We start from the raw sequence: 11,692 nt of genomic DNA, 5'->3' as shown, positions 1-11,692 counted from the left end.
AGGCGCTTTTTTGTATGCAGAAGGAGGGAAAACATGTCTAAGGAGACACTCTTGACGGTTGGGATCGATTTAGGGACATCCACAACGCAACTCGTATTGTCGGAATTGACGGTTGAAAACTTTGCTTCGGCTTTTACAGTTCCCCGAATCTCCATCTCCAATAAAAAAGTCATTTATCGGAGTGATATCATCTTTACACCTTTATTGAATCAGACAGAGATTGATGCAGAACCGATCAATGATTTTGTCGCGGAACAGTATCGTAAAGCTGGGATTAAAAAGCAAGATATCCAGATGGGTGCCGTCATCATCACCGGTGAAACAGCCAGAAAGGCCAATGCGAATAAAGTTTTAGACGCATTAAGCGGGTATGCTGGGGATTTTGTCGTCGCAACGGCAGGCCCAGACCTAGAAAGCATTATTGCTGGAAAAGGAGCAGGAGCCCAAACGTTTTCGGAGAGCAAACGAAAACCAGTCGTTAATTTGGATATCGGTGGTGGAACGACCAATTTAGCTGTTTTTAAAGATGGCGAGGTCATAGACACGGCTTGCTTTGATATTGGTGGTCGGTTGATCAAAGTCGATAAACAGCAGCGAGTCACTTATCTCGCACCAAAAATCCAAGAAATAATTAGAAAAAAAGAGCTTTCTCTTACCATTGGGGATCAGGTGACGGAAGCAACTCTCAAGCCGATTCTTTTAGAACTTGTTCATGTCTTGGAAAACAGTGTGGGTTTAGGAGAAAAAAGTCCTTTCTTTGATTTATTAGTGACCAACCATCCCCTCAAAAGGAATGAAGAAATCCCGCTTGTCACATTTTCCGGTGGGGTGGCGGACTGCTTTGTTGCCGAAGAAAAGGAGCCATTCAAATTCGGGGACATCGGCTTGCTATTAGGAAAATATCTCCGCCAGTCGCTGATTTTTTCGGAAAAAGAAGTGCTTCAAAGCAATGAAACGATTCGTGCAACTGTGGTTGGCGCAGGCTCCCATACGGCTGAAATCAGTGGCAGTACGATTGCTTATCGCGAACAGATTTTACCTATAAAAAATATCCCCATTTTGAAATTAGCCAAAGAAGATGAAGAATTGGCGGCTTCCGAATTGAGTGAGCGGATTCGAGAAAAGCTCAATTGGCATACAACAGAAGGGACACCCCAAGTGGCTTTGGCCATCAGAGGGGATAAAAATCCGACTTTTGACGACATTCAGCGATATGGAAAAGGAATCGTGGCAGGTTTGGACAGTCTAGTGAAAGAAGCCATTCCTATCATTGTTATGGTGGACGAAGATATGGCTAAAGCTTTGGGCCATGCGCTAAGTGCCAATTTACCTCCAGAATATCCTTTCATCTGTATCGATTCTGTCAAGGTGGAAAATGGCGACTATGCGGATATCGGCCTACCAGTTGCAGAAGGTGCAGTCCTGCCTGTGATTGTTAAGACATTAGTATTTAATTAAAAAGGAGCGACACGGATATGATTTTAAAAACCAAATTATTTGGCAACGTATACCAATTTACGTCAGTGAAAGAAGTATTAGCCAAAGCAAATGAAGAAAAGTCAGGTGACAAACTAGCTGGCGTTGCAGCAAATTCTGCAGAAGAGCGGGTGGCGGCAAAAGTTGTTCTAGCTGAGCTGACATTAAATGATTTGTTCAATCATCCTGTTGTCGATTATGACGAAGATGAAGTGACACGGATTATTATCGATCAAGTCAATATGCGAATTTTTGAGAGTATCAAACATTGGACAGTAGCTGAACTAAGGGAGTTTATCTTGTCTTCAGAAACGACTGATTTCGATATCAAACGTATTTCTCGCGGCTTGACTTCAGAAATGGTTGCTGCTGTATGTAAGCTAATGTCGAATATGGATTTAATCGTCGGTGCCAAAAAAATTCACATCGAAAAAACTGCGAACACGACCATTGGCCGCCCGGGAACATTCTCCAATCGGTTACAGCCGAATCATCCAACAGATAATGTAGATGGCATTATGGCTTCTGTCATGGAAGGACTTTCTTATGGAGCAGGTGATGCTTTGATTGGCTTGAATCCAGTAGATGATTCCACAGAAAGTGTCAAACGAATTCTAAATAAATTTGAAGAATTTCGGAGTGAATGGGAAATCCCAACACAAACCTGTGTTTTAGCTCATGTGACCACACAAATGGAAGCCATTCGGCAAGGGGCACCTACAGGGCTAGTCTTCCAGTCCATTGCTGGTTCTGAAAAAGGAAATACCGCATTTGGCTTAAATGCCGCTATCTTGGAAGAAGCACAAGATTTGGCATTACACAGTGGGCAAGCGGCTGGACCGAATGTAATGTATTTTGAAACCGGACAAGGTTCTGAACTTTCTTCTGAAGCCAACTTTGGTGCTGATCAAGTAACGATGGAAGCACGTTGTTATGGACTAGCGAAAAAATTTGACCCTTACATCGTTAATACAGTAGTTGGTTTCATCGGACCTGAATATTTATATGATTCAAAACAAGTAATTCGCGCTGGGTTAGAAGATCACTTTATGGGGAAATTGACTGGAATATCAATGGGATGTGATGTATGTTACACCAACCACATGAAAGCGGATCAAAATGACATGGAAAATCTGGCTATGTTGCTGGCAACAGCAGGATGTACCTATATTATGGGGATCCCTCATGGCGATGATGTCATGTTGAATTATCAAACAACAGGCTTCCATGAAACTGCTACGATCCGTGAGACGTTAGGGCTACGACCAATTAAGGAATTTGAAGAGTGGATGGAAAAGATGGGCTTTATGGAGAATGGCAAGCTGACCAGTTGCGCTGGAGATGCATCTGTTTTTATTAAATAAACGAGGTGAGTACACGAATGAATGAAAAAGAATTAAAAGAAATGATCGTTGGCATTTTGTCCGAAATGGTGGACGACCATGTAGCGCCTGCAACTGTTCTTACAGAAGAAAAACCAGCAACTCAAGTGACAGAAACTGCTGAAATAGAAACAGGGATGATACCTGATATCACAGAAGTTGATTTACGGAAACAATTATTGCTAAAAGGAGCAAAAGATCCAGAAGGATTATTGAAAATGAAAGCTTACACACCAGCGAGATTAGGGGTTGGGCGTACAGGCACCCGCTACTTGACACCTTCTACACTGCGTTTTCGTGCGGATCATGCAGCAGCACAAGATGCTGTCTTTTCAGATGTCAGTGAAGAGTTAGTGAAAGAAATGGGCTTTATTGCTACAAAAACGATTTGTACGAGCAAAGATGAATACCTTACGCGACCAGACTACGGACGACAATTCGATGAAGAAAACTGTGAGATCATTCGCAAAAATACAACACCGAAAGCAAAAGTGCAAATGGTTGTTGGCGATGGCTTGAGTTCAGCTGCAATCGAGGCCAATGTCAAAGAAGTTTTGCCTGCCATCAAACAAGGATTGAAAATGTATGGATTAGATTTTGATCAAGTTCTCTTTGTAAAATATTGTCGCGTTCCAGCAATGGATAAAATTGGTGAAATCACAGATGCAGATGTTGTTTGTCTATTAGTAGGAGAACGTCCAGGATTGGTAACGGCAGAGTCGATGAGTGCGTATATTGCATATAAGCCAACTGTCGGTATGCCGGAAGCCCGACGAACAGTGATCTCAAACATTCATCGTGGTGGTACTCCAGCGGTTGAAGCAGGCGCTTATATTGCTGAAGTTATCAAAAAAATGCTCGATAAGAAAAAATCGGGTATTGATTTGAAAGAAGCAGAGTAAAGGAGGAAGGACATGAAAAATGATCGTTTAGGTGCCAACGTTTTAAGCATGAAAGTCATTCCCAACGTGGATCCAGCTTTGGCCAAAGAGTTATCGTTAAAGCCAGAACATCGATCCCTAGGAATTGTGACTTCTGATTGTGATGATGTGACATACGTTGCACTGGATGAAGCAACAAAAGCGGCGGATGTCGAAGTCGTTTACGGAAAAAGTATGTATGCTGGAGCCGGAAATGCATCAACGAAGCTTGCCGGTGAAGTGATAGGCATCATTGCGGGACCCAGTCCAGCAGAAATCAATAGTGGATTAAGTGTGATAAACCAAGTCATTGAAGAAGAGGCAAGCTTTTATAGTGCCAATGACGACGATAGTATCGTATATTTTGCACACGTTGTTTCTAGAACTGGTAGTTTTCTTTCTGAACAAGCTAATATCCCAGAAGGCGAAGCAATTGCTTACCTTATTGCACCACCATTAGAAGCGATGGTTGCTTTAGATGCTGCCATGAAGGCTGCAGATGTGCAAATGGGCGTCTTTTATGGCCCACCTTCTGAAACAAATTTTGGTGGGGCATTGTTGACAGGAAGTCAATCTGCCTGTAAAGCTGCTTGTAGTGCATTTGAACAGGCAGTACAGAATATTGCCGATAATCCATTGGGTTATTAAGGATGTGTAGCAGATGAAAGCATTAGGTATGGTCGAGGTACGGGGCTTCTTAGGTGCCATCAGTGTGGCAGATGCAGCCGTTAAAGCAGCTGATGTCACATTATTAAAAGCGGAAATTATTCATGGTGGATTAACAACCGTCGAAGTTATTGGTGATGTGGCAGCCGTCAATGCAGCAGTAGAAGTGGGTGTTGAAGTAGCTAAGGAGCTGAATTGCTTGATAGCACACCACGTCATTTCTCGAGTGGATGCCCAAACAGAGATCATTTTGTCTGATTTAGAGCCAAAAAAAGAATCGCAATCAGAAGTAAAGACAGAACCAAAGACAGAATCACAAACAGACCCAATATCAGATCTACAAACACAAACAGAATCTAAAGTGACACTGCCAAACACTGAATCAGAATCAAGAGTGATGCCAGAGCCTAAAGATAAGTCTGACGCAGTGCCATCAGTGCTAGAAACCAAAGCATCAGACAAAGCACCCGTTGTCAGTGCCGCTCAATTAAAAGAACTACAACGTAAACGAGTAGTGGATTTACGCAAGCAAGCATACAAAATGAATTTGAGCACATTAAAGAAAAGTGAAATCAAATTAGCAAATAAAGAATCGTTGATCCAAGCAATTATGGCAGAAATAGAAAGAAGTGAAGACGAGTGGAATTAGTAGATAAAGATTTACGTTCCATCCAAGAAACAAGAAATTTGATCAGAAAAGCCAAGGAAGCGCAGCAAGAGCTAGCAACATTCTCACAAACACAAATCGACGCAATCGTAAAAGCTGTGTCTGAGGCCACCTTTGCCCAACGAGAAAAACTAGCAAAAATGGCCCATGAGGAAACAGGTTTTGGTATTTATGAGGACAAGATCATCAAAAATGCCTTTGCTTCAAAGGTCGTTTATGACGAGCTGAAAGATAAAGCGACTGTGGGCGTGATTCATGATGATGCGGCTAAAAAGGTCACAGAAATCGCTGTTCCAGTAGGTGTGATTGCTGGACTTATTCCTTCGACCAATCCTACGTCAACAGTCATTTATAAAGCGCTGATTTCCTTAAAAGCAGCAAATAGCATTGTGTTTTCACCACATCCCAATGCACTAAAATCGATTGTTGCCACTGTTGAGATCATTCAACAAGCAGCAACAGCGGCAGGTGCCCCTGAAGGCTGTGTCTCGGTCATTCAAACACCTACAATGCAAGCAACAAGTGAATTGATGAAAAATAGCGATACGAACTTAATCTTGGCAACTGGCGGCAATGCAATGGTCAAAGCTGCGTATTCCTCTGGAACACCCGCAATCGGAGTGGGGCCTGGGAATGGTCCAGCCTATATTGAACGGAGTGCTAATATTCCTCATGCAGTTAAGCAAATCATGGACTCTAAGACATTTGATAATGGAACCATTTGTGCTTCTGAACAATCCATTATTGTAGAAAATGTCAATCGTGAAGCGGTCAAAGAAGAATTGATCAAGCAAGGGGCTTATTTCTTGAGTACAGACGAAGCGGATAAGTTAGCTAAATTTATCTTACGACCAAATGGAACAATGAATCCGCAAATCGTCGGTCGCTCGGTTCAACATATCGCATCCCTAGTTGGTCTGGCTATACCGCAAGATCGTCGCTTGATTGTGGCTGAAGAAACCCATGTTGGATTGAAGTATCCATTTTCAAGAGAAAAATTGGCACCAATCATCGCTTTTTATACAGTGGAGAATTGGGAAGCTGCTTGTACTTTATCGATTGAGATCCTCAAAGGTGAAGGTGCAGGCCACACAATGGGCATCCACACTGAAAATAAGGAAGTCATTCGAGCATTTGGTGCCAAAAAGCCAGTATCGCGATTGCTTGTCAATACATCTGGAACACTTGGTGGTATTGGCGCATCAACGAATTTAGTTCCAGCACTGACTCTCGGCTGCGGCGCTGTTGGAGGAAGTTCAACTTCAGACAATATTGGTGTTGAAAATTTATTCAACTTACGTAGAGTTGCTTATGGCGTTCGTGATCTAGAGGATATTCGTCGAGAATTTAGTCAGACAACGATCACACCAAACACAGCTATCACGGATAACAAAGAGGAGTTGATCAATACGATCATCGCTCAAGTAATGGATCGGCTTAAATAAGCCATCTCAACAAGCACAAAGAAGCTACAAAAGAAATTACAAAAGAAACTGCAAACAAAATAACTTTAGGATTTAAAGTTTAAGACTGAAATCCATTTGAGGATCGTCTTGAATTTTTAAAAATAAAAACAAACATTTTAGGAGGAAAATATAATGTCAAGTACAAACGCTTTAGGAATGATCGAAACTCGTGGTTTAGTAGGTGCGGTAGAAGCAGCAGATGCAATGGTTAAAGCGGCAAACGTCACATTGATTGGGAAAGAACAAGTTGGTGGCGGATTAGTTACTGTCATGGTTCGTGGAGATGTCGGTGCTGTCAAAGCAGCAACAGATGCTGGCGCTGCCGCTGCTGAACGAGTAGGAGAATTGTTATCTGTTCACGTGATCCCTCGTCCACATACGGAAGTAGATGCTATTTTACCACATGCTGTAACTGAATGATCATCTTAAATGTTTGGGACAGAAGTGAGTATGGCTTCTGTCCTAAACATTAAGTGAGGAGGGGTGTTATGACAGTCATTACCGAAGATGAACTTCGCAAAAAGGTACTTAGTAAAGAGTTATATGAGGGAATGGATCTCATTATTCCTTCAGGAAGTTTGCTGACACCAGCTGCAAAAAGTTATTTGCGCGAGCATCATATCACTAGCGTAACGACAAGTACTCAGAAAAGAGCCGATAGTTGTCCTATTCGGACCTCCTCGATCAAAACAAAGTCACTATCACGAAAGATAGAATATGAAATCCAGCACTTGAAGCATCTTCTTTATTTTCCTATGTTGAGAGATGACACGTTTCCTGCAGAACTATGGCTGTACTTTGAGAAACAACAAGCTTGGTTGGAGAATATCATTCAAGGAAAATTCTCGGTGATTGAACAAGCGATTGATCAAGAGCAAGTAGTGATAGAGAGCAGTCAGCGAAGACAATGGGATTATTCTTCAAAGGAAATCCAACTTCAATTGAACAAAATCCTATTCTTGTTCGAAGAAAAGCCTGATAGGCGCTATCAGTATTTCCAAGAATGGGCGGATGCGTTGATCCAAACAATGACTGTAGTAAAACTGAACTAGGAGATGAACACATTGGATTCAATCAATGAAATTGTTGAAGAAGTTATCAAACGAATTCAACTACAAAATCACACATTTGAAGTAGAAGCTTCTGGACGTCACGTCCATTTGTCTCGTCGAGAAATCGATCATTTATTTGGATCAGGGTATCAGTTAACGAAAGTAAAAGATTTGTCACAACCTGGTCAATATGTATGTAAAGAACGAATCACTGTTGCAGGACCAAAAGGACTGTTCCAAAATGTCGTGATTTTAGGTCCTGAACGTAAGGAAGCACAAGTCGAAGTGTCAATGACAGATACCCGAATTTTAGGTATTAACGCGCCAGTTAGAGAAAGTGGAAAGATTGAAGGAACACCAGGGGTGACATTGATGAATGGCGCAACGACTGTTTCATTAGATCGCGGATTGATCGTGGCAAAACGACACATCCATATGACACCAGAAGATGCCCTAGCAAACAATGTGACTAACGGACAAATCGTCCAAGTAAAAGTACTAGGCACGCGACCATTGATTTTTGATGATGTAGTGATACGTGTCAGTCCTCATTTCGCGACGTATATGCATATTGATTATGATGAAGCAAACGCTTGTGGTTTATCAAAAGGTGTTCATGGTTACATCATTAAGTAAGAGGAGGTTGGACAATGAAAGTTTCTGAAATAGAAGAACTGGTTCAACAAATTACTGATCGTATCTGTCAGCAACTCCCAAAGCCTACCCTTGCTCTTGCTTTTTCGCAAGAGAAAAAAGAGATTCCTGCCGAATTATATACCCAGTTTCCCACTGTTCAGTGGAAAACCGGTGAAGATCAAGAGTCGGCTGGAATGATTGTGAAACAACTAACGATTTCTCAAATGTCCAGTATTGCTTTTCTGCAAGAAAACGATCTATTGACCCGAAGAATACTTTCATTTTTGTTACAAGGAAAACCGATTCTTGTTTTAGAAACTTTGCCAGCAATTCCGAAAGAAACACCGCTTAAATATCAAGTGAAAAAGACAATTCAAGAATATCGAGACAAATGTCAGCAGTTTGGTCTGACATTCTATCGCTCCCCGCAAGACTATGCTGATTTTTGGAAATCCTGTCAGAAAAAATCAGTGCCTAAGGCATTGCCTAAGCGGACCTTCATCACCGAAAAACAATTGAAAAAAATGCTAGAATACCGCATTCCTCCAATAAAGAATGCGCAATTGACACCATTAGCACAAGATTATGCGCGCACTCAAAAGTTGCTTATAAAGGGGGAAAAAGCATGCTTTTAGGAAAAGTTACCGGCAGTTTGTGGTCTACAAGAAAAGACGAGAAATTAAACGGGTGGAAATTTATGATGGTAGACATTTTGAATCAAGAAGAACAAAAACAAGGCTTTATTATTGCAGCGGATAATGCTGGCGCAGGAATTGGCGATAAAGTATTGATCAGTCAAGGCAATGCTGCTCGAATTTCTGCTGAAAATCCAGAAGTACCTATTGACGCAATGATCGTTGGCGTCATCGATGCTGCAGAGGAAGAATAAGGAGGTTGAATCTATGAGCATTAATGAAATTATTATGTATATTATGGTTCTTTTTATGATCATTGGAGGCATTGATAAATGCATCGGTAATAAATTAGGACTTGGAAAACAATTTGAAGAAGGTATCATGGCGATGGGGTCTTTAGCGTTATCAATGGTGGGGATCATCACGTTAGCCCCGGTCTTGGCGAATCTTTTAAGTCCTATCGTTGTTCCCGTCTATGAATTGCTGGGTGCTGATCCGGCAATGTTCGCGACAACACTACTAGCAAATGATATGGGGGGATTTGCTCTGGCACAGCAATTAGCAAATGATCCTCAAGCAGGGTTATTTGCTGGAGCAATCCTTGGGGCTATGATGGGACCAACAATTGTTTTCACCATTCCTGTTGCGTTGGGGATTATTCAAAAAGAAGATCAACAGTTTTTAGCCACAGGGGTGTTAAGTGGAATTATTACCATTCCTTTCGGGTTATTGGCCGGTGGTTTAACCGCAGGAATGCCAATGTCTATGATCCTTCCTAACTTGCTACCTATCATTATCGTTGCTGCATTAATCATCGTGGGATTATGGTTGGCACCAAACGGTATGATCAAAGGATTCCAGATTTTTGGTCAAGGTGTTGTCATCGTTGCGATTATCGGTTTGATTGTCGGAGCGATTCAGTTACTTGTGGGAATTACAGTCATTCCTGACATTGCACCTGTTACAGAAGGAATCGAAGTCGTAGGGAGCATCGCATTGACTTTAGCTGGGGCATTTTGTTTGGTTGCTGTGATTACGAAAGTGTTTAACAAACCATTAATGAAATTAGGGAAAGTTTTAGGGATGAATGAAGTGGCTGCTGCCGGTATGGTGGCAACATTAGCAAATAATATCCCAATGTTCCAAATGTTGAAAGATATGGATAACAGAGGAAAAATCATCAACATTGCTTTCGCTGTTTCTGCATCTTTTGTTTTAGGCGATCACCTAGGCTTTACGGCTGGGGTAGCAAAAGAAATGATTTTTCCTATGATCATCGGTAAATTAGTCGGTGGGATAACTGCTATTTTTGTAGCGATTTTTATGGCTAATCGTATGTTAGGGAAACCAGAAATAGAAACAAAATAATGAGGTGAAAATATGACAGAGTTTAATCGTAAAATGATCGAAACTTTGGTTCGTCAAATCGTAACTGAACAATTGATGCCAACAAAACAAGTGGATCCTAGCGGTGTTGCATCGATCAAGCTACCAGAGATCACTGTTTCTGAAGAAGATCGTCTGGATACGGGGAACCCCAATGATATTGTTTATACAAAGGATTTGTTCTCACTCGAAGAGAGTCCTCGTCTAGGTTGTGGATTGATGGTAATGAAAGAAACAACATTTGACTGGACGCTCGATTATGACGAAATCGACTATGTTATTTCTGGCAAATTAGATATTATTATTGATGGACGGAAAGTCTCTGCCAGTGCAGGTGAGCTCATTTTAATTCCTAAAAATAGCAAAATACAGTTTTCAGTCGCAGAAGAAGCCCGCTTTGTTTATGTCACTTTCCCGGCAGATTGGCAGAATCAATAAATTTGTTGAAAATAAGACACTATATATTTTCTTAAGTTGATACGCTACATCAGGTGTTCCTTTTATTTATAGGGATGCCTTTTTTTAAAAAGACCCTTTAGTTAATTAATATACGTTTGGAAGAAAAGATGTTTTTTACAAAGCATACGTGCCGATCTGTAGGATAAAAACGAAGTTCTATGTAAGTAGACTGGACAAAACAAAAAACAATTGAATGAGCAACTCGTATCTATTGTTCGAAATAGTTGCAAAAATGGTTTATTTCAAATATCTTAAAGGAGCAACATGCATTAATCATAGAAGAGTATTAGGACAAAAGGCTTGGGGAAGACTTTTTGTAGACACCTAATACTCTTCGTTTTTGTATTTTATCATGATATCAGCTAGTTTGTATTAAATGGACGAAATTTCGTCCACCATGTTTTGATAGGATTCTCCCATGGTGAATTCTGGCGTGATCGTACAACTCAATGTTTGTTTTGTTCAGGCTGATACGTATCTTCGATCAGTGTGTGGTCAAGCTTTTCAGTCTAAATTCAATTGCTTCATCGTAATCATTTATGACAAGAGCAATATTTTGTTTCACGATTACTCTTCCTTTATAGCGATGCAAGTATCATTCTGAGCTAAAGCCAATTATTCGCCACAATAGCGGACTAAGGGAAATCTAAAAAATTATCACTAAATAAGCCAAATAATTTTATTTAACGAGGGATGTCAGCCTTAAAATAATAGTGAAATCACTAAAAATCGGCGGGATATAGTTAAAAATAAAATGGAGAAAAACTTGCCTGCTTTACGCTCGATCTCATATCTTCGATCATTTCTATCAGTTAAAACTCGGTTAGAAATCGAGCCCAAAATAGTCCGTTAGTAATTTTAAGTAAAAAAGCAAATAGTAATAAGAAAAGGGTTCCCCTAATAAAAGATACGATCACTCCCTCACAATCTGATGAGTAAGAGCAAAT

Annotated in this window: 13 protein-coding genes; all 13 read left to right on the top strand. The window is 40.8% G+C overall.

The genetic code is table 11. From position 1 onward, the window contains the following. Positions 1-33: 33 nt before the first annotated feature. Positions 34-1,458 carry an ethanolamine ammonia-lyase reactivating factor EutA gene (gene eutA / locus ACTFWY_RS12745; protein WP_439927030.1) on the top strand — a complete coding sequence of 475 codons (1,425 nt, stop codon included), beginning with the start codon at positions 34-36 and terminating at the stop codon, positions 1,456-1,458. 17 nt (positions 1,459-1,475) lie between these two features. After that, a complete protein-coding gene (locus tag ACTFWY_RS12740; RefSeq protein ID WP_002345860.1) occupies positions 1,476-2,840 on the top strand; it encodes an ethanolamine ammonia-lyase subunit EutB in 1,365 nt (454 codons plus the stop codon). A 17-nt stretch (positions 2,841-2,857) separates the two neighbouring features. Beyond that, the gene (eutC, locus tag ACTFWY_RS12735; RefSeq protein ID WP_077454595.1) at positions 2,858-3,760 is read left to right on the top strand and encodes an ethanolamine ammonia-lyase subunit EutC; all 903 of its coding nucleotides are present in this window, start codon (positions 2,858-2,860) and stop codon (positions 3,758-3,760) included. A gap of 12 nt (positions 3,761-3,772) precedes the next feature. Then, positions 3,773-4,426 carry an ethanolamine utilization microcompartment protein EutL gene (gene eutL, locus ACTFWY_RS12730; RefSeq protein ID WP_002345858.1) on the top strand — a complete coding sequence of 218 codons (654 nt, stop codon included), beginning with the start codon at positions 3,773-3,775 and terminating at the stop codon, positions 4,424-4,426. Positions 4,427-4,439: 13 nt separating this feature from the next. Further along, positions 4,440-5,093, top strand: coding sequence for a BMC domain-containing protein (locus ACTFWY_RS12725; protein ID WP_208775194.1), 654 nt, complete (start codon positions 4,440-4,442; stop codon positions 5,091-5,093). After that, positions 5,084-6,556 (top strand): acetaldehyde dehydrogenase (acetylating), encoded by a 1,473-nt coding sequence (locus tag ACTFWY_RS12720; protein ID WP_081131279.1) that lies wholly within the window; start codon positions 5,084-5,086, stop codon positions 6,554-6,556. The genes ACTFWY_RS12725 and ACTFWY_RS12720 overlap by 10 nt, the downstream gene beginning before the upstream one ends. Before the next feature lie 153 nt (positions 6,557-6,709). Further along, positions 6,710-6,997 carry an ethanolamine utilization microcompartment protein EutM gene (gene eutM / locus ACTFWY_RS12715; RefSeq protein WP_002345855.1) on the top strand — a complete coding sequence of 96 codons (288 nt, stop codon included), beginning with the start codon at positions 6,710-6,712 and terminating at the stop codon, positions 6,995-6,997. 68 nt (positions 6,998-7,065) lie between these two features. Then, positions 7,066-7,629 (top strand): hypothetical protein, encoded by a 564-nt coding sequence (locus tag ACTFWY_RS12710; RefSeq protein ID WP_002345854.1) that lies wholly within the window; start codon positions 7,066-7,068, stop codon positions 7,627-7,629. A 3-nt stretch (positions 7,630-7,632) separates the two neighbouring features. Beyond that, complete coding sequence (gene eutD, locus ACTFWY_RS12705; protein ID WP_025478888.1) at positions 7,633-8,265, top strand: ethanolamine utilization phosphate acetyltransferase EutD; 633 nt, start codon at positions 7,633-7,635, stop codon at positions 8,263-8,265. Between the two features lie 14 nt (positions 8,266-8,279). Next, the gene (locus tag ACTFWY_RS12700) at positions 8,280-8,900 is read left to right on the top strand and encodes an ethanolamine utilization protein (protein ID WP_439927034.1); all 621 of its coding nucleotides are present in this window, start codon (positions 8,280-8,282) and stop codon (positions 8,898-8,900) included. Next, entirely contained in the window at positions 8,891-9,154 is a 264-nt protein-coding gene (locus ACTFWY_RS12695) for a EutN/CcmL family microcompartment protein (RefSeq protein ID WP_002345851.1), read from the top strand. The genes ACTFWY_RS12700 and ACTFWY_RS12695 overlap by 10 nt, the downstream gene beginning before the upstream one ends. Positions 9,155-9,167: 13 nt before the next feature. Then, complete coding sequence (gene eutH / locus ACTFWY_RS12690; RefSeq protein WP_021149532.1) at positions 9,168-10,268, top strand: ethanolamine utilization protein EutH; 1,101 nt, start codon at positions 9,168-9,170, stop codon at positions 10,266-10,268. A gap of 12 nt (positions 10,269-10,280) precedes the next feature. Further along, complete coding sequence (locus ACTFWY_RS12685; RefSeq protein WP_003127755.1) at positions 10,281-10,724, top strand: cupin domain-containing protein; 444 nt, start codon at positions 10,281-10,283, stop codon at positions 10,722-10,724. Positions 10,725-11,692: the final 968 nt, after the last annotated feature.

The organism is Enterococcus sp. 125944, from assembly GCF_051909435.1.
GTDB lineage: Bacteria > Bacillota > Bacilli > Lactobacillales > Enterococcaceae > Enterococcus_D > Enterococcus_D gallinarum.
The sequence above is the reverse complement of the archived record's forward strand: the minus strand, read 5'-3'. Positions and strand labels throughout refer to the sequence as shown.

Excerpts from the sequence above, each read along its gene's own strand:
- eutH (WP_021149532.1), top strand. The coding sequence starts at position 9,168 with ATGAGCATTAATGAAATTATTATGTATATTATGGTTCTTTTTATGATC.
- eutM (WP_002345855.1), top strand. The coding sequence starts at position 6,710 with ATGTCAAGTACAAACGCTTTAGGAATGATCGAAACTCGTGGTTTAGTA.
- ACTFWY_RS12725 (WP_208775194.1), top strand. The coding sequence starts at position 4,440 with ATGAAAGCATTAGGTATGGTCGAGGTACGGGGCTTCTTAGGTGCCATC.
- ACTFWY_RS12700 (WP_439927034.1), top strand. The coding sequence starts at position 8,280 with ATGAAAGTTTCTGAAATAGAAGAACTGGTTCAACAAATTACTGATCGT.
- eutA (WP_439927030.1), top strand. The coding sequence starts at position 34 with ATGTCTAAGGAGACACTCTTGACGGTTGGGATCGATTTAGGGACATCC.
- ACTFWY_RS12740 (WP_002345860.1), top strand. The coding sequence starts at position 1,476 with ATGATTTTAAAAACCAAATTATTTGGCAACGTATACCAATTTACGTCA.
- eutC (WP_077454595.1), top strand. The coding sequence starts at position 2,858 with ATGAATGAAAAAGAATTAAAAGAAATGATCGTTGGCATTTTGTCCGAA.
- eutL (WP_002345858.1), top strand. The coding sequence starts at position 3,773 with ATGAAAAATGATCGTTTAGGTGCCAACGTTTTAAGCATGAAAGTCATT.
- ACTFWY_RS12685 (WP_003127755.1), top strand. The coding sequence starts at position 10,281 with ATGACAGAGTTTAATCGTAAAATGATCGAAACTTTGGTTCGTCAAATC.
- ACTFWY_RS12695 (WP_002345851.1), top strand. The coding sequence starts at position 8,891 with ATGCTTTTAGGAAAAGTTACCGGCAGTTTGTGGTCTACAAGAAAAGAC.
- ACTFWY_RS12710 (WP_002345854.1), top strand. The coding sequence starts at position 7,066 with ATGACAGTCATTACCGAAGATGAACTTCGCAAAAAGGTACTTAGTAAA.
- eutD (WP_025478888.1), top strand. The coding sequence starts at position 7,633 with ATGAACACATTGGATTCAATCAATGAAATTGTTGAAGAAGTTATCAAA.